The organism is Bacillus cihuensis (assembly GCF_000504145.1).
In the GTDB taxonomy this organism is placed as follows: Bacteria; Bacillota; Bacilli; order Bacillales; family DSM-1321; genus Peribacillus; species Peribacillus huizhouensis.
This window is the reverse complement of sequence record NZ_KI632500.1, coordinates 61,805-81,952: the sequence shown is the minus strand read 5'-3', so window position 1 is coordinate 81,952 and position 20,148 is coordinate 61,805. Positions and strand designations below refer to the sequence as shown.

The window sequence follows — 20,148 nt, the reverse complement described above, 5'->3', positions numbered from 1 at the left end:
CTTTGAATAAAACATAAATTAACATTGTTAACCTACTTATAATAGCATATTACAATATTAATTTTATTACAGTAGATACTTAGTTCGAAGTATGTAGTATTAAATTCCAATAAAGATTAGTAGAGTCCATTGCATTGAAAAAGGCACAATTCCAATTCATGAATTGCGCCCGATTGCTGTATATTATTGTTTAGACCTTATTCAAGATAAGCTATACCTATACGTTAAGCATCCTATGAGGTATTTTAAATAAAGATGAAGAGAAAAAGATATCATGACATGACTTCAACTAATATCGAAGCTTTTGTTCGTAACAAAGCTTTTAATTGGGCTAACAATATCACTTCATCTTTTTGATTTGTAACGGTAAATTTAATCGTGATTTCTCCCCGGCTTTCACTAGAGGTCTGTCTTAGTTCCATTACTTCAACTTCGGTTGATAATACATCATTTTCTCTTACTGGTTTCGTAAATTTTATATAATCAAAGTTTTTGCCAACAAGAAATTCATTACCGAATACCTCAGTTCGAATCCATTGGCCCCACATAGCACTTACAGTAAGGAATCCAGAGCTGATGATTCCATTAAACATTGAATGATTTTCAGCAAAATCTTTATCAACATGAATAGGGTGTGGGTCATATTTAGTAGCAAAGCTATGAATTTCTTCAGCCGTGATTAATCTTGAATCACATTGAAAACGTTGGCCCACTTCAAACTCTTCAAAATACATGCTAATCCTCCCAAAATTGATTAATATTTAGACTTTCTAATCTATTAATTATATTATAAAAATTTATAATTTGAAAAAGGTTTGTTTAATGCAACGGAGGCAATAGTTCAATAGAAAAGGTGCTACCCTTTCTTAAAGGAATGAACCTAATTTTATTATTAAATGTTATTCAACAAAATGGCCCTTTAATTGAATATGGAGAAGTTATTTGCACAAAATAAAAACCCCTAATCCCAAAGAGCATTAGAGGTAAAATTTGTTTCATTAGTAAACAGATTTTTTATCAAGTAAAGGACTTTTTTATCAAGTAAAGAACTTTTTTTCATATAACAAATCGCATTAAAATAACTTTTTCAGAATCGGAGCACGCAAATTAACAACGCAGTCATCGATTCCTTTTCCATCAGAAGGGTTCCACATTGCTATATTAGCAGAATAGCCTTCTTTTCTTAAATATGTAGCCAGTTCTCTTAAATAAAATGCAACTTGAGGATTTTCCATAGCATCCATATCAAATGCGATGTTTACATGCTCTACCTTCATAGCTTTTAATACAGGAATTACGCTTCTCCAGCTATTCACACCTGCAGTGGCTATAAAAGTCGAACCAACATCCTTTAACTCCTCTGAATTATATACTCGAGTAATATGCTCAACTGCAATATCCGCTTTTAAAGCCCCTTCAGTTAACCAAACTGAACGACTATTAAGAAGACAACCTTTTTCCCAATTGTCTAGTTCAGTAGAAGGAACGGCAACATGCACAGGTAAAGGATCACCAGCTCCTGTTCCATTTTCTTTATTAGCTGATGATAACCAAAAATAGCGTTGGCCTTTTACTAATTTAACAAAGCCCGCTCCGGATTCACTATAAACACCATAGCTTTCTCCAAGCTCTAACTCTACTTCCTCGACCGCAACACCACGTATAAGTATTTCTACTAAATTTGGTTGTGTTTTAACACGAGCCTGTAGTCCAGAAATGGAACCTGGATTTATTTCTACATCGTTAAGAGGGTTATCTATCCTGGTTTGGAAACCAACAATCTGATTAAGATGATTTCTGTATGGAATAAGAATACCCTGTCTTCCTGATATAGACCAACCATATTTATTTTCAAAAAATCCTGGTATCCCTGCAAGTAGGCTAGGATCTAAGTAATTAGAAATCTCTTTAACCGCATTCCATGGTTTTTCTGGAAATGATTTATATCCTCTAATATCAATTTCTTTTTGTGACATTTTTCTTGTTGAACTGGTTAAATGTTCATAATGAGCACTAGAAATATCAATACAATCTAATAAAGTACTATAGACTCTATCTAGTTGATTAGGATTAGCTTTTTTGTTTCCTTGAATAAAATTCCCATCAGAAGGAACTGATACATTACGTTTACTTTGTTCAGTCAAATAATGTATCCATGACGGAAATTTAACGGAAAACTGAATATCGCTGTTTCTACGAATACAAACTACTCTGTCCCCTGCCTCATTGATCATGCAGCCGCCACTTTTATGGCAGATAGGACATACTTCCCTTGTGAATTCATACCACCCTTTTAGTTTGGTCCGTCTTAGATTGGACACATTAATCACCCTTTTTCATAGTTTTATTCTTAAATCACTCGTTGTGTAATTTGGGATATAGTAGGTTTAACTGTTATAACGATAAACTGATTATCCCGATAACATTCCAATACAGCCATAATTGGCAAAGTGTCTATATCGTTGCCGAATATGATAAATTGAATCCGTTTATTTACAACTTGAGTCGATACCCTATGACTACTCATAATGCATGAAATTAAATCTTTCCTTAGATAACCCCTTTTAATCATGCTTTCCTCACACTGTTTCGATATTTTGACCTTCCCCATTAACAGAGCTTTTTTTAAAATTTTTACTCTCACAATCCTTCACCTCTTTCTTTGTAAACACAAAAAAAGCGGCTTCAGACAAATCGTTAAAATACCAATTAAGGTACATACAACAATCAGTCCAAAGACCCGCTTTTTATTCCTCACCGCGCATTGATGAACAATGGCAAATAAATATAAAATAATAGATTCTAAATTTATCCTACCATGTTTCTATTAGCCATTCAATGATTTTAAAGCCCTTCTCCACCATCTTTGTTTCGTTATCTCTGTATTTGGACTTTCTTTATCGAAAACTTTTCCGAATAAATGTATGGATAAATCCTCGAAAGCGGGATGTAAATATTCTTTAATCTCATTATCAAAATATAGAGGTTCAGTTTGATAATAGCTTTTCATAACTTGTTCATGCATTGACGGTATTTTCGTTAATAGATGTAAATCTAGCTCTTTTGCTAATCTCTTTTCCTGAGAGAAAGGATAGCTTTTATTAAAAATCGAATATATCCGAAGATTTTTTTTCTTTCTAAGTGCTTGAATATAGTCATTCCATGCGACTGTTTCTTGAAAAGAGTCGTCTATTAATATCCAAAGTTCATCTAAAAATTTTAGGGATTCTTCTGTATGTGGTGCCATCTTCCCTGTTGGCAAATCTACTAATGTAATATCTACAATATTAGTTGCAGTCATATACGTTTCTAAGGACTTAGAATCCCATTTAAAGTTTGTATCATCATGATCCAAAGGCAAGAACTTAACACTTTTAAAAGTCCAATCAGTGTGAATCGGATTTATGTCTGTTTGAATTGCCTTTGCATAACTAACCCAATCTTTAGGGATATCTATGTATCTTTTTAACCAATCTTTTAAAGCGTGTTGTTCTGTTAACCCTTCAAGAACAGTTGTATAGATACGGTTTTCTGCCAAGTAAAAGGAGAAATTCATTGTAAAAGATGTAACTCCGATACGATGCAAAGGTGCCCATATACCGATCATTTGATGACCTTGCCATTTATGGTTAACAAATAACTCTTGTTGTAATTTTCGAGAGCGTTCAAAATAAATATTTTCATCTTTTCCTTCTGTACTTTTGCTTGTTAAAAGTTTTTCTCCATTTTGTGATGGAACTGCTTCTTCTTGAAGCTCCCTTTCCGTGTAATTAGCACTAAAAATAGTTTCTATCACTTTTTCGGAGACTGATGTACTAATTTCTATATCTTCTTTATTTTCCGCTTGTGTACTAACTTCTGAAACACGATCTGCAAGTACTTCTAATTCTGTATTTTTTTCTATATGCTGTTCTGCTATAAGATTTTCAACATGTTCTCCTACTCTATTTTTAAAATTAGGGGTATAGATAACCTCTTTATTCAGAATATGTAAAAATTCTTCGGCAGATTTAGCAGTTTTATAACCATGTAATGAATATGATTCAGATTCTTTAGACCAGGAACTATTATGAAACCAAGCGATATATGTGTTTTTTATAGTAGGCAATATGATACTGGTTAAAGTTTCTGGTGAACCATTATATAAGATTAATGAAACTAAAGAAGCGTCATTTTTTATTAGCCAACTACAAAGATCTTCTTCATCACGGGTAAAAACCATATCTAATTCATAGCGCCGAGCTATTGTATCAAGGACTTCTTTTGTAAATTTATCTTCATGATTTTTTAAGGAAACTAAACATATTTTAGTCATATATATTCCCCACTAGCCCTTGTCATTAAATAAGTGTTAATCCTTTTACGAAAGGATTTTGTAAAGGGAGAACGCCCATTTATAACACTTTCAACATACATAGGGCTATATCCTAATTCTTTAGCAAATTCATATTGTTTCATTCCTAGTTTTCGAATTAAAAGAAATAATCGATCAACATCCGTTTGAACGTGTACATCATCTAACGTTGCTATCTTCATTTTTCTCCCTTCTTTCTCGATAAAAATAAAAATGCTCACACCTTCCCTGGTTTATCCCAAGGAAGATATGAGCAGTATTTGCTGTTAAGTATATGAAATTATTTACATTAGAATTACTATATCACAACATAAACCCGTTATGGGAGATTTTTTTGTTCCGCTTTTTTGATTTTTAGTTTATACTTTAAGCATAATATTTTTTCTGATTTTTTTGCAACTGACTTTCAGTTTGCGGTGATAACTACTATTTAAAGCCTTTGGGCTCGATTGTGTATTTGAACATTTTTGTATGTTCAGGTTGACCAATCTGCCCATTGGCTTTTTTTGCGTTATTCGACAGAAAAGGTATTAAAAAACTATTGGGAAAGGGTGTTAATCATGAGTAATCATGAACTTACTACAGGAGAAATTATGGAAAGATTAGCTGCTCCATTCAAATCTTCAGAAATGGAGTGGAGGGTTCAATCTGCGACGGAAAACAACGGTCAAATTAAGGTTTTGGTGTTACCGTATATTGATAGTCGTGCAGTGATGAATCGTTTAGACCAAGTTTTACAAGTAAATTGGCAAACGAAATTTTTTCAATTAACTGTTGCTGGAAAAGAAGCCTTTCAATGCCAACTTTCCATTAAAATTGGAGATGAGTGGATTTCCCGTACAGATGGAGCGGAAGCTAGCGATATCGAATCGGTGAAAGGTGGTCATTCCAATGCTCTTAAAAGAGCAGCGACTCAATGGGGAATTGGCCGTTATTTATATGATTTACCTTCTCAATGGGTACCATTGTTTGAAAGTAAACAGAGCGGTAAAAAAGGCACTCCACAGTATGTTAATGGCGAGTTTAAAGTAAAAGGTGTTAAGAAAAGATTAACTGGTTATTTCTATGCTCCTGAAGTATTCAATACTAATGGTGGTATGACGGGTAATCCTGACAATAACCAAGCGCCTAGACAGAATAATAACAATCAAAGTAACCCTAGTAACGGAAAACCTAGTCAACAGAGTAAAGCTAATGGGACCGCAGGTAAATCTGATAGACACGAACAAGCACTATTACACGTGAATAACATATTAGATTATCTCGATGTACCATTTGAATATATTCCTAGATTGCTGAAAAAGGCGACTAATTGTACATTGCCTTACCAAAAAGCAAGTCCTGAACAGTTAGGAGATCTGTATAAAGTTCTTTCTCCAGTAAAAGATTATATAGTTGAGGCACAAAAATATGATTTGAACGAGGAAGAATTGCTGAATTATGCACAAATTGTTGTTAAAGAACCACTTAACAATATTTATGCACTTTTCTTTAATCTAACTAGAGAAAAGGCCATTGAAGCAATAAATATTATTAAAGGTGACAGAGAAGGAAATCATAAGGCTAGTTAAGATTTTTAAATAGACATAACAGGAAGCTTCAGAAGTAGATTTAGACTTCTTTTTTCCTATTTATGAGAGTTGAACACGATAAATGAGTACAGAAATACTGTACTCCTTATCGTGTTTTTTATTACCGTCTGTAAGCCTGTACCACGTTGGGCAGCATGAACTGAGAGGAGATTATTATGAAATTTCAATTAGTGTCAGAAAAAGTACAAGAGGTATATAAAAAAATCGAAAAGTTGTTAAATGCGAGAAGTGTAATTCCGATTTTATCTGGTGTGTTGGTGCAGGTACGTCAGGATTGTATTGTCTTTACGGCCAGTGATGGAACCGAAAGTGTGATACATAGAGTCTTATCTTCTGAGGAAGATGGCGTTGTGGTCATATCTGAAGGAAAAGCTGTATTTACAAAAGAAGCATTAGCTGTGTCCAAGAAGATAAAAGGGCTCATGACGTTTGAGACAACTGAAAACAATGTAGTCGTTTCTCAAGATAAAACGAAATTAGAGTTTCCAGTTCTCGATGGTGAAGAATTCCCAAAAATCGAATTTGAACCAACTTTAACACCTATCGTTTTTACCGGTAAAGAGTTTTTAGATATCGTACATCAAACTATTTTTGCTGTATCTCAATCAGAGACAAGACCTATTCTAACAGGTGTAAACTTTCAATTTGGGAAAGATGGGAATACATTTGTCGCTACCGATAGTCATAGATTAGCACAAATTGAATTGGGTGCTGCACCAATTGATGTAACACTCACAGTTCCTGCTAAGACACTCGATAATGCGGTGAAAACTTTTGACTTCTCAAACGATGTCATGGTATTAGCCACTCCGAATAAGATTGCATTTGGGAATGGTAATACAATGTTGTCTACCAGACTATTAGAAGGTAACTACCCAGATACTTCGCGTCTAATTCCAAAAGCCGACTTTGAAACGGAATTAACCGTTAATAAAAAGGAGTTTTTTGAAGCGTTAGACCTTTTAACAGAGATTTCTAAGCAAAAGACAAATGTTGTACAAATATCGATCAATGGATTATTCGTTGAATTTTCGGCTACTAACGGGACTAGTAAAGGTAAAAAGGAAATTGCCTTTACTAATTTAGAAGGTAACGATAATTTTTCGCTTTCTTTTTCAGGGGAATTTGTCAAAAATGCCTTGAAAGCCATTGATTCTGAGGAAGTCAAATTGAGTTTTGCCGGACCCATGAAGCCGTTTTTAATTAGACCAGCTGATACGGAAGAATCATCTATTGTTCAACTAATTCTTCCAGTAAGAAACAACTAAGCGGACTATTTAAAATCTTTAAACTAGCATCTATCTGGTAGTTTTGAAATGGGGAGAGTTAAAAATGAGTTTTGATTTTACTAAATTCAATAAAGTGATTGAAGAGAAAAAGATAGAAACAGTCAGTGATAACTTTGGTGAGAACTATACCTATATGGTGATAGCAAACCGTCTTTCAGTTTCAGAGATTGATTTTAGCTTATTTGATATAGAGGACATAACTCAAGCTCACAATGAACTTGAGCACGCAATAACAGATGAACAACTAGACGGAGAAGTGTACTTGGATCCTAATCATCCATTTACAAGAGTCATAGCATTAGGGAATAAAATTTCGACATTGGAGAAATTACCTAAAGTACGACCTGCTTCTCCATATCGTTTTTTGTGAGGGATATTATGAGTCTAACAATGGATGATGTATACGAATTAAAAGAGTCCTTACGTAATCTTATTATGCTGAAAATTGCTTATGACTATGAACTTGATATGAGTAAGTTTCATGATTTTTATGTCAATTATGACATGGGAATCAATGATTCCTTTGATATTTTCATGTCAGCCATCATACAGCAGTTTGAGGTATTTGACTATATTGGTGGAGACGATGATGAGAGTATGGAAGCGAAGAGATACTGGGCTTGTGACACGGACGTCTATGAGTCTACGGCAATTATCGTCTTATTAGATGACCGTAAACAAGAGCTTTTCAGTAATTTTACCTTCGCAGACATCCCTACATACAGTCGTGAGCCTTATAGATACGAAGGATACGGAGGATATTGCGATATTTTTGATACTGAAAAAGGTATTGTAATCCTTTATGACGAGGAAGATGGACCAGTTGATTGGTTAGAGATTTTTAGTCTTGTCATAGAGTATGGGGCTCATTTAAATAATGTGGAGAGTGAATCAAATGAAATGTCAAATTGAAATATCTGATGTACCTGTTAACAGCGAATACCCTGTTATCGTGAAACAAGTGGGTGAAAATGGTGTAGTTAGAGGACCATATTATATAACAATTGATAATTTAATAAAGGCGTTGAAACAAGAACCTGAAAACTTATTGGATGCTGATGGAATGAGGATGAAAGAAACAAGTACACCTCCCCTTCCGTTTGGTACGATTCGCTATTCATCAAATGAACCTAAAACAAAGCAGCGGATCACACTAGAGATTCCCAAAAAAGAGTGGGATATCCGCTATGGAGATGAAATGGATTCATTTTACAGAATAGGTTTTCCTAGAATGATTGTTCAATTCCTGGTGGTAACAGCAAATAATATTAGTCGTGTAGATGAAATGCGGATCTATGCAGTTGAGGATAATAAAAAACCGATTACAGATGAAACGCCATTACACATGTTCCCCTACCCTAATGTGGGAAAAGGAAATGCAATTGTCTGTTGGGGACAAAATCAACGTCTTGAAATTCAATCACTTGTGGAATTAGAAAGAGCTTTCCATTGGTTCACTTCTGCTCCTTTTAATGAGGATCATGGAGTGAGAACTACACTGGGTATTCCTCTATTCCGGCAATTGATTGAAAAGATTGAAGATAAAAAGTTTGATGATGAGTGGCTAATACCTATGAATAAGACTTTTGGAGACCTATATAACATCTAACAGAATATCTATAAATCCACACCAGGTTTGGGTGGTAAGATACAGGAGGATTTTTATTATGACAAACGTACAAACAGATATTTTTTCACTATTTAACATTGTAGATGACCATGCGGTAAAAAAGCAGAAAGAAGCAGAGGAACTAAAGAAAAAAGAGCAAGCGGAAAGAGAAGTAAGAGCCGCAGAGTTAAAGAAAAAAGTGGCTGCAGCTGCTGGAAATAAAAAAGCTGAAGCAAAAAAAGAAACCCCGAAAGTTGAGACGGTTAAGTTTGAACCAAATGAAGATACGATTATTCGTCACTTTGGGGAATCGATAGCAATTACGGCTTATTTTACAGTAGAAGAGCTTGCAGAAGGCTTACTTGTTACGAAGAAAGATTCTGATCCAGAGCGCAAGCCGTTAGAACCTGAAATGTTGCGTAAGCGCATGGAAAAGGACTTTCCAGAATTAGATAAAAATCATACTGAGATTATCTTTTTAAAAGATAAAAATATAATACTACCCGTGCAGAAAGCTAAGAAAAAAGGATATTGTAGTGAGACGTTATCTTCGGATAGCGTTTCTCGTTTTATTTCTAAAATTCCTTTTCATATTCTTAGAGACTTCATTGCACTTGCTAAATTTTATGGAGAACAAAAACTAGAAATACATGCTGATATATATTTTCAAAATGGTTCGTTCTTTTTGGATGTACCTGGACAAGATATTCATGAGTATTTTACTGAAGTCACAGAGTCTGCTATTAACATTGGAACTCGAGTAGAAGATGCCATTAAAGTCATGGAGATTCATTCCCATCATCAAATGGCACCTAGACCCTCATTGCAAGACAACCTCTCAGAACGCGTTCAAAAGAGGCTGTATGCGATTGTAGGATTCACAAATAAATTACTACCTGACATAACAGTACGAGCCTTTATATCAGAGGAATATGGCCATATAGAGCTTTCTCCTTTAGATGTATTTGAAGACCCATTTATGCACCTCCCCTCTTTTGAGGATAAAAAAGTAAAGGTGGTTGCAAAATGAGTATATCAATCTTAAAAAGTGCTAAAGACCAATGGTTTGATTATAACGCTGTCTTCCCTTTTATTGTTCAAATAGGAACAGGTGGGACGGGAGCCTATGTAGTTCAACACATTGCACAGCTTTTAGGAACTTCTAAACAGAAAGCGGCTTATGTAATTGCAGATCCTGACGTAATTGAGGAGAAAAATTTAGGGAATCAGCTCTTTCTTCCCGAGGAAGTGGGATTAAAGAAAGCGGATGTCTTAGCAAGCCGTTATTCCGCTGCTTACGGCATTGATATTGGTTCCTATAGTGATTCCTATATAGAAACACCTGAACAGTTAAGAAAGCTATTCTCGACTGATTATATGTCCATAAGAGTCCCGAATCAAAACGTTCTGTTTTTACCTATCATCATCGGTTGTGTAGATAATAATTTTTCCCGTCAAATCATACATGAATTATTTTCTCAAATGAAAACGTGTATATATATCGATGCTGGGAATGAAAATGTTACCCTTCCCCCGGATTGGATGAACAGACCCAAAGAACAATGGACAGAAGAGGAAAAACAAGAGTTTAACGAAAGTGGCTGGCGTGGACAAGTAGTAACAGGTGTTAAGTTGAATCTATTTAAACAAGGGCCAATTGGTGAAATGTTTCCAGATGTATTGGAGGATCAAGATGAATTGCGTCCAAGTGAATTATCCTGTACGCAAATCTCAGCTTCAGAACCTCAGCGTCTTATAGTGAATAAATTTGCCGCGCTGATTATAGCAAATATAATGACACAAATTGTTGAAGATCATCATACGATTAGTTCTCATATTGTCTTTTTTCATGCTAAGCAAATGCATGTTAGAGCGGTCGAAGCTAAACAATCATAAAATAAAAATAGCCTCCCATACTAATGTAAAATTAAATAAAGAAATTAGGCACAAAGCATTGATTTGCTTGTGCCTTTATTTAATGTGTGACATTATATATAGTTTCCTTATTCAATAAGGTTTTAAAGTCTTTTCGTGACTTTAAATAAAAAAGGTTGGGGAGGGTTCATCTAGCGATAATCCAATTAAGTATGTATATTAAGGAAGCTTACCGTCATCCGCCTTTTCATCTTCTATTATTTGTCCGCAATACATACAGATTCGATCATCAAAGTTGTAACCTATTAATTCGTGTTTGCATTGATAATCTTCATATTCGTTACTCATAACTATACCTCCTGGTTTATTAGTATTATTAGGTTCCCTCATTGAAAAAAACCCTCCACCTACTATGTAAAATTAAATAAAGGCACAAAGCATTGATATGCTTGTGCCTTTATTTAATGTGTGACATTATATATAGTTTCCTTATTTAATAAGGTTTTAAAGTCGGGATTCTAATATGTCGTTCCACTTTCAAGGGCAATATCAACAATTCCGATTAACCATTCATTACAATGTTCGATTAATTCATTTTCTGTTATCGCCATTTTATCGAAAACTAAATATAGATTTTTACCACTATCCCCTACATATTTAACGGTATTATCATCTAATTCAAAAAGGTAAATTAATGGTACGTTTTGATAGTCTAATTCAACCTCAACAAGATAATCATCACCATGATACTCGAATCGGTATTCTAAAACTTTTTCACATTTAGGTTTTCCAATATGAATTGTAGGTTCATATTTATAATTATTTAATTGAATCATTGGATTATATCTCCTCACTTTTAAAGAACTTTATTTTCAATATGATAGATAATACCAACGTAATAATGCAGAATTTCAAAATAAAAATTAAATAACTTTATTATTTGGATTCAGCTGCTTCAAACTACATATATTCCTTTTTAAGTTACTATCATCGTTCATCACTATTAGGAACCAAAACTTCCATATTTTCAACATGATAAAGTCTTGTTTGCAACGATGCCTTTATAGTGTCAGATAAAGAATTCAACAAATTATTAACGATTTCTATTTTTTCACTATGGGAGATAAAATTGGACAATGAAACTTCTAATATGTAAAAAGGAGTATTATTCTCGTTTGAAAAGGAAGAGAAACGAATAGTCCCTACCCATTTTGAGTTATTAAAGGCTGTCCAGGTGTATAGATCCCAAATCTCCTGTTCTTCTGTAAAAAATTTAGCTTGCATATAAATTTGAGGATTTAAAAAAAATATATCGAATGGATTACCCAGATTCATTTGCCTGCTCGTTTCAGCTTGGTTTCCCTTATAACGCTTATCTTGTATAAAAGCTTTATATGCGCCATAGAGGGCTACATCTTTCCTAGTTTGCTTGATAAGATCATAAAGTCCATCCATGCTTTGTATAAGGTTCATGGTTATATTGTGAGATAACTCCGTTTTATACCATTCATCAGAACCTTCAAAGACTGTTTCAATGAAAAGTGGGATTTCGTTCCGTAGCATTCCTTTTGGTGTTGACCATACAGTTTCAGGGAATTTCTGATCGGAGTCATTAAGTAAAGTAGTCATGATGTAATAACCTTGGAAGTATTGGCTTTTTATAAGATCATTGACTGATTCTTGAACTAATTTTTCTTGTGACTCAGTTTTACACTGGCTCATAAACTTATATCCATAAAAGAATATGAAGTTATCAATCTCCTTACGAAAGTCCTCATTTGATTCAAATTCATTTTTTAAATGCGATAATACATGACTATAAATAGTATCTAAATTTGCCATAATAAAATCTCCTCTCTAAGATTATTTGTTTGTCACATATGGTGGTGCAGGACTATCATCATATAATTTCCAGATACCGTTCTTCTCTTTAATGACTGTTATATAGTAAATAAATTCACCATTCTCCAGTTCGTATTTTCTATAGAAACTGGCTTCTTGAAACCTATCCTGTTTCTCTAACTCTGTTAAAGAATAGTTTTTTATAGGAGCGGCAATTACTTTTTTGAATTGAGCTTGTAGTACTGAAAATGACTCTATTTGGTTACCCTTCTCACGAGGTAGCATGTTTATAAAATTCTCATGAGATTGAGGAATAATTAGATTTGTGAATTCTTCAGCAGACATTTTCCCAGAATGGTATGCAAAGAATAAATAGCTAATGTATTGGGAAAATTCATTTGGGTCTTTGTATCCTTCTTTATGTTCGGGCACTTTAATATTTAATTCTCTGCGTAAATCTAAATCATTCTTAAATAAAGCATCTTCTTTAGTATTTTCATCTAATTTTTCAAGTACTTCCTTTTGTTTATCAGAAATAGACTCATTATTTGAAGGAGTTTCCACTTGATTGTGGCTCTTTTCTTCAATTACTTTTTGATTTTTGATTTCTGTTTCTTTAATCTTTGCTTCAAATACAGAGGAACTACATCCAGTTAGTAAAATTAACGCTAAAACAGAAGGTGCAGCTTTTCTAATCATTAGTTCAATAGGCATATGTTGAGCGCTCCTCTTCCCACTCACTAATTTGTTGTTTAATTATATTTTTTTCTTTTTTCGGTAATAAAAAAGTAAGTTCCATACACTCTTCAATAGGTCTGTTAGATTGTAAAGCTCTTAGAAAGAGTGGACTAAAAGGCTTTATTTGCATATAACTCCCAGCACAAATGATATTTGAGTGAAAATGATTATAAAATAGTAGCGCTAATGTTCTCTGTTGTTCAATTCCTAAATCAGTTGAAACAATCACAGATTTTTCCGTTTTCTGCCCGAATAAAGCTACCCAGATTAAAAACATGTTAAGACTTGTTTTTTGAGGGTTTATGGTTTGGACATAACCTTCTAGTGTCCAGTCTCTTAAAATTCTTTCTAACATAATTGATGGATGTATAATGCCAGTTAATAAGGGTTTATTAATCGTTATATAATTTGTTAAATGAAAATGCTGGATATAATTATTTAATATCGGGATTTTTCGCTCTTCTAATTTAAAACATAAAGATCTCCCCTCCTTATTTGTAACTAAATAAGGTTTAGCTATTAGAGCAGCTATAATTAGATCTTCTAAAGCACTGACATTATGTCTCATTTACTATTATTTCTCCCTTCCCCAAATAAAAAAGCACCTCACAATAAACAAGATAATCCTTGTTTATGTGGGGTGCTCCCATTTTATTTATAAATTTTAATGTTTAGTCTTTGAAATAGCTCTTTCATTATAATCTAGAATTTTTACGCGTTCAAGTGATTCTTTTAGTAATACCCCAGCTCTTTCAATACTTATACCTAATATTTCTTGTATCTCATCTACTGATTTCTTCTCTTTATGATGGAGATAATGAACAAACGAAAATCTTATATCTTCTGAACGAAAAGGATATCCAATAACGTCAGCGATCTGCTGTTTGTAATCTTTTAAAGAACCTAATTGTAATGGTATATACTTATCATTCTTCTTGGAGGTCAATAAGTAAGAAGACCCTCTGAATACAGAACGTTCTATACCAGCTAATATCACAGGTACTTCCTCACCTTGAGCAATAACTATTTGGTTATAACCATTATCTTTAGGGATATGAATTTCAATAGCATCTCCTTTATCTAAGATCCACTCTAATCGAATATGCAGAATATCTTTTATTCGAACTCCATTTAAAACAAATATGTACAACATTTTTGAGTAAAGGAGAAATTCGTCTGAAGTGAGAATGTGATTCTTTTTTGATAGAAGAAATTCGTAATCGATTGTTATGTCTGCTCTAGTATACTTGGTCAATTTCTCTTTCAATTTAAACTTAGGCATGAAGTCCACAGGTATTTTATCTATATCCCATAGAAAATTAAAGAACTCTCGTATATACCGAATTTTTCTGTTCAAGGTACTATCTTTAAGACCGTTTTCCCGTTCTTGTAAAATGTAACTTTCAACATCACCAGGGAGAATATCATGCACCTCTACAGATTTTTTTTGAAGAAAATCCACAAAGGCTAAAAAGTGATTTATTGTACTAACTTCTGATTCTACAGTTACAGGGCTTAAACCTTTTGATAATCGATGTTTTTCATATCCGTATGGCATATAATACTTCCCTCCTTTTGATTGAATTGTATCACAATCCACAAATAGTATTTAAAATCTTAGTTGCTTCTAGAGAAATTAATATGGCTTATCAAAGACACCTAGATTCAATTCAATAATTATTTAAAATTCAATAAAACTTAATTTTCCTCGATATGCATGCAGCCCAATTGAACTCAATAAAACTCAATTAAAATAGCAATTGGGTTTTCAATATAACTCAATAAAGTCAATAATCGATCAATTATTGGGCTAAAACTTTCATATTAATAGTGATCGTTTTGCTTTTTTATTATGCATATACACCTTAGTGATTATTCTTTTAAAAATGAGGACAAACCCATTTGTTTATATTTACAGAAGGGATTTTTTATAATAAAACAGTCCAGCATCTAAGGCATTGTATCAAAACAAATAGTTAATCACTTTTAAATGACTTTATTATTCAAGAACAAATTACTATGTATAAATACGCTCGGACTACCTTCATATACTACAAAAAACGCTCACCTAAAATTAATGAGCGTTTCAAACTTGAATTAATCTAAAATTAGGTGTATCTATTTCACTTTTTTCACACTAAAATCTCCTACAATACTGTTGCTATTTTCAATCTTACTGAGGGAGCTTAATAAGCTAACTTAAAAAGTCGATTCCTTAAGAGACTGGAAATTGGCTTTTTTTGATGAAATATTTGCTTAACATATAAAGTTTCCGAAATATTGGCTGTACTCTTTTTAATGTTAGTACCACCATCCAATTTTGATTCCAAAAAATATATTTCTACTTACTTTCTTAAAACACATCTTTTATAAAATCGATGACCTTTTTCCACCAAGATGAACTTGATTCCTCAGACTCTGAATCAAACGGGTCTGACTCAATATTTAAGGTGTTTAAATTATCTTCCTTAGTATCTGTTTGAACAACTATTTCGGTGTTCGTTTGTTCATTCTCTAAAGGACTTTCGTATTTAACCGTAGGAGGTGTATAGTTGTTTCCGATTTCTTCTAACTCTCTTAAAGCATCTTCAACCTGTTTTTTAGCTTCTTCGCTACTCTTCTCAACTTTATCGATATTCTTTACAGCTTCTTCGTTACTCTTTTTAAATTCTTCAATATTCTTCTTTGCTTCTTCACTCATTCTATTAAATTCTTCTTCTTGTTTAATTATTGAATCCTCAAGTTCTTTTTCTCTTGCTTGTTGTAATTCTCCCAATTTGTTTATATCAGGCATATTTATTTGTGGAACCTGAGTGGACCCATCAATACCAAAACCGTTTCCACCATAGTAGTCTGGGGATGTTTTAGTACCTATCTCACCTGTATAGGGATTTACGTTACCCTTAGTTGACCAGTTGTTACTAAAATTTCCATCGGGATCACTTCGGTAATGTGGTTTTACTTTAGTTCCATCGCTTCTGGTGTATCCTTCAACATAAACATCAGCGTGGGCAGGAGAATTAATGAATATTAAAAAAATAAATAATAGTAACCCGATTACCTTTTTTGGTGCCATCTTACCACTCCTCCTTAAAAACTATTGTACTAATAAACGTTATTTATTCACATAAGATCTTTTCGACAATAATAACTAAAGAAAGTGTGTTATAAACGATGTTAATTCTTCGATGAACCCATTATAAATGAAATTAACAGAAAATCCTTATTTAACTAACAAGTGCTTTAGTTGAGGAAGAATAAATAAAAAAGTCGATTCCTTGAGACTGGAAATTGGCTTTTTTTATGGGTGGAAATTTCCTTAGCGTTGTAAATCTGCATTTTCCTGACGCTACCCCATAAATAAGAGCTGTATACTCTATACATCCTTAGTTAACATAAAGTCAATTTCAGGAAGTTCACAAATATAAAACCCCTTGGTGCTCAAGGGGTTCCGAATGGTTCATTTTTATCGTTTATACATGATTTTATACATGGTTGATGAATCAACATTTTCGGCTTCTGAAGAAGCCTGATAGCTGCATAAAAAAGGGGTGTTTTATGCAAATTCTTCTTTCACTAAAGTACCTCGTAAGTTCAATAAAGATGTTTATTCATTACTCATTTTAAAGAAACCCTCTGGATACAAATAGTCATCTACAACATCTACATCTGGGTACCGAGTAAAAACAGACTCAAACTCATCATTTTCGATAAGGTAGTCAATAACTTCATAAATTCGTTCTCTACTTGCAATATCTATTAGAACCATATCGCTTGACCAAAGATATGCACCTTTCATACATTCGCCTGTCTTTGCATTCTTCTCTCTCAATGTCTGTATGTTTGTGTAGGTGAAAAAACTCGCAATCCATTTAGAACGGTCAGAGAAAGTTACGATGACATCAAGGTTGTCATCTTCAACATTCCATTCACCTTCAGCCCATTCTTCAGCTTCTATCCATATGTGTCTATTGTTTGTTTCTTTCAAAGGAACACCACCTTAATCAGATATATTATAGCTTTTTTCTCTAGCATTTGTTGAACTAAACTGCACTTTTAGTTGAAGAAGGGGTCTGTTCGAATGTATGATTTTAGATATTTTCGTACATTGAAATCACTGATATTACTGGATCTTATTATTAAAATAGAGATATCATACGTTGAATGTACGATATTGGAGGAAAAATTACGAAAGAAAAGAATGTGTAGCCATTGCGAACGTCATAGAAAATCGAAGACTTAACAAAGAAACAACCGGTGTTACTTTGTTAGGACGGCTGATTGCAAGAGAAAATAGACCTCCCTTGAACTTTGGTTTGGGAAAAACATCATGGCTTCTGTTGAAAAGTTTTATAACGTTCTTCTACTCCAATGCCAGTATCGATAACATAGTTAGTCTTATTTAAGTCTTGATCAATACTTGGCGTTACGTCAAAAATTGGCTCTAAGATACCACCTAAGGGACGATTAGGAAGGGGAAAGAGTACCTTTATTTCAGCTTCTGGATCACATTCTCTTAAGATTCCTATTAATTCCTTGATCTTCATTTAACGCCCTCCAAATCCGATTGATCTATTCTTGTATTTCTTTTTATTTTTGCTATTTACTTTTTGTTTTTGACGATTTTGTTCTCGCTGCATGCCTCTTCCTGCCTGTTCAATGCCTTTTACACTGGCATCTAAACGTCCAATCCTTTTTCATATGACTAAGTACTTCATAGGTTTCATTTACTAAGTTAATAGTTGAAGAAGGTGTCTTTTCGGATCGTACATTGACTGTGATTTAGCCACGATAATTGACCTTTAAAAATAACTTTCATGCGTCTCAAAAACTTGTACCAAAAATCTTAACGTTGTAAATCCGCATTTTCCTGACTGCACACCTATAAACAGATTTAAAATAAAAAGCTGTCGGTCATTCAAGTAAAACATCCAAATTTGTCACTTTGTCACAAAATAAAAAAGATAGTTGGGAAACTTAATTTTTTCCAACTATCTTTACTCTCTATTGGTCATAAATTAGTAATTTTTAATCCTAGAAAAATTAATGTATTAATAGCAGCTACTCCAATAATTCCCCAACCAATTAAAGATATATGTTTATGTTTTAATTTCAAAATCATTATTAATCCCCTCTCCCCTCAGATTCAAAGCTTGTCTTATGTTTTCTTCCTTTGGCTCTCTTAATTCCTCTATAGCTTGGTCAACTTGCTTAATTCGTCCTATAAGCTCTGGCTTATTTAAATCTAATTGATTTTTCTCAAGTATTAGATTTTGATGTTTAGTTTCTAGTTGATTAATTTTTGAAGTTAAATCTATCTTAACTCCTGGATCGTTCTTGTTAGGACTATTATCTTTTTTACCAAGAAGTTTTTCCCAAAAAGATAACGACTTCTCCTCATTATCAGGAGTAGACATTAAAGCCTTGAAAATCGTAATATTCATTTCTGTATCTGCAATCTGATCTACTACATGACGACTAGTAACTTCCCAGACATCAATCTCTTTTTGAATTTGTTGTTTCTCATACATTAATTGATTTAATTTAAGTGAATAATCATATCTTAATCTCTGAAAATCTAAGTTCTCTGTGTACTTTTCGGATATGGCTTTAAATATACCAGAAAGCTTTTCATCTATCTTATCTTCGATAATGGTTTCCAGATGCATTTGGTTACTTTCATTAATTTCATGACTATTATTAAGTTTTCTTCTAAATGGTTCATCACGTTCTCTATAATTTGGCTTGATACCAATTATTGCAGCAATCGCTGATGGCGTATAACCATGGTCTGTTAATAATAAAATCATTTTAAACTGAAATAAAGTTTTGTAATCGTATATATAGTATCCTGTATTTCCTTGCCGATGTATTAATATATATTGATAAAAATCATCTCTATTTAAAAAGTTAAGTAGTCTTTGATTTTTTTTAACCTGTAGTAATTCAGCTGCTTGCTTCGTTTGATAAGTGATTTCAAATAGAACTCCATCAAAAAATATACCTGGCGAAAACAATTCGTCAAATAAATCTAATTGTTTGATATGTATATATAACGGATCATCACTGAATATTTCTTTGTAGTGTTCTATTTTTTGTGCTGCTTCCAAGGATCTAACCTCCTTGCATTATCTTGTGAAGACAAGATTGTTTAATATCATTTTATAGGAACAATAATTAACAATCAAGCAGGAAAACCGAATATATTGAGCTTTATTGAGTTTGATTGACTTATTTATTGAGAAAAATTGAGTTAATTGAATTTCAAATAAAGAATAATTTATTATAATCAATTGATTATTCAATTATTGAGTTGAACCAAGTCTAATAATTGGATTTTGAATTATTGAACGATCTTTATTTATCTATTAGTTCCAAAACCCTTTAATAGCAATCATTATTGGCCTTATTGAGTTTGATTGAAAATCCAATTATTCAATTATCAATAATTATTATGAATTAGACGATTCAATAATTGGTTATTCAATAATTAGTAACCCTCCGAATGCAGAAATTAATTACAGCTCAACATAGAAAAAACATTGATGTTCATGGGTTTATTGAGTTATTGAGTTTGATTGAAAACCCAATTATTCAATAACTCAATAATTATTGAGTTTTGGATGATTCCGCGATGTGCTATTCAATTATTAATAACCATTCGATACAAAAAACAATTACAGCTGAACCTAGAAGAAAAACATTGATATTCGTAGGTTTATTGAGTTATTGACTTTGATTGAGTTGGATTTATTAATAATTATTGGGCAATTAAATAAATGAGAGTAAGTATTAATCAAAAAAGAATAGATTCGTATAAACCAACAAAAAAAACCGCCCGTAGGCGGT

At 33.0% G+C, this 20,148-nt stretch carries 21 protein-coding genes; 7 read left to right on the top strand and 14 right to left on the bottom strand.

Features of this window, described 5'->3' with window-relative positions; translation table 11 throughout:
* Nucleotides 1–272: 272 nt before the first annotated feature.
* From V179_RS28780 to V179_RS0125370, 4 genes are all read right to left on the bottom strand, one after another.
* Nucleotides 273–734: a MaoC/PaaZ C-terminal domain-containing protein gene (locus tag V179_RS28780; protein WP_051405144.1), complete on the bottom strand. Its 462-nt coding sequence runs from the start codon at nt 732–734 to the stop codon at nt 273–275.
* A 339-nt stretch (nt 735–1,073) separates the two neighbouring features.
* Nucleotides 1,074–2,234: a DUF3854 domain-containing protein gene (locus V179_RS0125385; RefSeq protein WP_051405143.1), complete on the bottom strand. Its 1,161-nt coding sequence runs from the start codon at nt 2,232–2,234 to the stop codon at nt 1,074–1,076.
* A 593-nt stretch (nt 2,235–2,827) separates the two neighbouring features.
* Nucleotides 2,828–4,315, bottom strand: coding sequence for a hypothetical protein (locus V179_RS0125375; RefSeq protein ID WP_028393953.1), 1,488 nt, complete (start codon nt 4,313–4,315; stop codon nt 2,828–2,830).
* Complete coding sequence (locus V179_RS0125370; protein ID WP_028393952.1) at nt 4,312–4,536, bottom strand: helix-turn-helix domain-containing protein; 225 nt, start codon at nt 4,534–4,536, stop codon at nt 4,312–4,314. Before V179_RS0125370 ends, V179_RS0125375 begins: the two co-directional genes overlap by 4 nt.
* Nucleotides 4,537–4,914: 378 nt before the next feature.
* Between V179_RS0125370 and V179_RS29385 the strand changes: the two genes are divergently transcribed.
* The 7 genes from V179_RS29385 (at nt 4,915) to V179_RS0125335 (ending at nt 10,740) form a co-directional block, all read left to right on the top strand.
* Nucleotides 4,915–5,925 (top strand): Rad52/Rad22 family DNA repair protein, encoded by a 1,011-nt coding sequence (locus tag V179_RS29385; protein ID WP_051405142.1) that lies wholly within the window; start codon nt 4,915–4,917, stop codon nt 5,923–5,925.
* Between the two features lie 176 nt (nt 5,926–6,101).
* A complete protein-coding gene (dnaN, locus tag V179_RS29380) occupies nt 6,102–7,214 on the top strand; it encodes a DNA polymerase III subunit beta (RefSeq protein WP_028393951.1) in 1,113 nt (370 codons plus the stop codon).
* 64 nt (nt 7,215–7,278) lie between these two features.
* Nucleotides 7,279–7,605, top strand: a complete 327-nt coding sequence (locus V179_RS0125355; protein WP_028393950.1) for a hypothetical protein — start codon at nt 7,279–7,281, stop codon at nt 7,603–7,605.
* An 8-nt stretch (nt 7,606–7,613) separates the two neighbouring features.
* The gene (locus V179_RS0125350; RefSeq protein WP_028393949.1) at nt 7,614–8,147 is read left to right on the top strand and encodes a hypothetical protein; all 534 of its coding nucleotides are present in this window, start codon (nt 7,614–7,616) and stop codon (nt 8,145–8,147) included.
* On the top strand, nt 8,131–8,844 hold the full coding sequence (locus tag V179_RS0125345) for a hypothetical protein (protein ID WP_028393948.1): 714 nt from the start codon (nt 8,131–8,133) through the stop codon (nt 8,842–8,844). Before V179_RS0125350 ends, V179_RS0125345 begins: the two co-directional genes overlap by 17 nt.
* Before the next feature lie 58 nt (nt 8,845–8,902).
* Nucleotides 8,903–9,874: a hypothetical protein gene (locus V179_RS28765; RefSeq protein WP_051405140.1), complete on the top strand. Its 972-nt coding sequence runs from the start codon at nt 8,903–8,905 to the stop codon at nt 9,872–9,874.
* Nucleotides 9,871–10,740, top strand: coding sequence for a ThiF family adenylyltransferase (locus V179_RS0125335; RefSeq protein ID WP_028393947.1), 870 nt, complete (start codon nt 9,871–9,873; stop codon nt 10,738–10,740). The genes V179_RS28765 and V179_RS0125335 overlap by 4 nt, the downstream gene beginning before the upstream one ends.
* A 198-nt stretch (nt 10,741–10,938) precedes the next feature.
* Here the strand turns inward: V179_RS0125335 and V179_RS32115 are convergent, their stop codons facing one another.
* From V179_RS32115 to V179_RS0125275, 10 genes are all read right to left on the bottom strand, one after another.
* Nucleotides 10,939–11,067 carry a hypothetical protein gene (locus V179_RS32115; protein ID WP_268745220.1) on the bottom strand — a complete coding sequence of 43 codons (129 nt, stop codon included), beginning with the start codon at nt 11,065–11,067 and terminating at the stop codon, nt 10,939–10,941.
* Nucleotides 11,068–11,237: 170 nt separating this feature from the next.
* The gene (locus V179_RS0125325) at nt 11,238–11,555 is read right to left on the bottom strand and encodes a hypothetical protein (protein WP_028393946.1); all 318 of its coding nucleotides are present in this window, start codon (nt 11,553–11,555) and stop codon (nt 11,238–11,240) included.
* Nucleotides 11,556–11,706: 151 nt separating this feature from the next.
* The gene (locus V179_RS0125320; RefSeq protein WP_028393945.1) at nt 11,707–12,561 is read right to left on the bottom strand and encodes a hypothetical protein; all 855 of its coding nucleotides are present in this window, start codon (nt 12,559–12,561) and stop codon (nt 11,707–11,709) included.
* A 21-nt stretch (nt 12,562–12,582) separates the two neighbouring features.
* Nucleotides 12,583–13,275, bottom strand: coding sequence for a hypothetical protein (locus tag V179_RS0125315; RefSeq protein ID WP_028393944.1), 693 nt, complete (start codon nt 13,273–13,275; stop codon nt 12,583–12,585).
* A complete protein-coding gene (locus tag V179_RS0125310; protein WP_028393943.1) occupies nt 13,265–13,867 on the bottom strand; it encodes a hypothetical protein in 603 nt (200 codons plus the stop codon). Before V179_RS0125310 ends, V179_RS0125315 begins: the two co-directional genes overlap by 11 nt.
* Before the next feature lie 96 nt (nt 13,868–13,963).
* Complete coding sequence (locus tag V179_RS0125305; RefSeq protein WP_028393942.1) at nt 13,964–14,857, bottom strand: site-specific integrase; 894 nt, start codon at nt 14,855–14,857, stop codon at nt 13,964–13,966.
* 795 nt (nt 14,858–15,652) lie between these two features.
* Nucleotides 15,653–16,375, bottom strand: a complete 723-nt coding sequence (locus V179_RS30870) for a hypothetical protein (protein WP_051405138.1) — start codon at nt 16,373–16,375, stop codon at nt 15,653–15,655.
* A 531-nt stretch (nt 16,376–16,906) separates the two neighbouring features.
* Nucleotides 16,907–17,287, bottom strand: coding sequence for a hypothetical protein (locus V179_RS0125295; RefSeq protein ID WP_028393941.1), 381 nt, complete (start codon nt 17,285–17,287; stop codon nt 16,907–16,909).
* Between the two features lie 340 nt (nt 17,288–17,627).
* The gene (locus tag V179_RS0125290; RefSeq protein ID WP_028393940.1) at nt 17,628–17,846 is read right to left on the bottom strand and encodes a hypothetical protein; all 219 of its coding nucleotides are present in this window, start codon (nt 17,844–17,846) and stop codon (nt 17,628–17,630) included.
* Nucleotides 17,847–18,398: 552 nt separating this feature from the next.
* Entirely contained in the window at nt 18,399–19,409 is a 1,011-nt protein-coding gene (locus V179_RS0125275) for a hypothetical protein (protein WP_028393939.1), read from the bottom strand.
* Between the last annotated feature and the right edge of the window lie 739 nt (nt 19,410–20,148).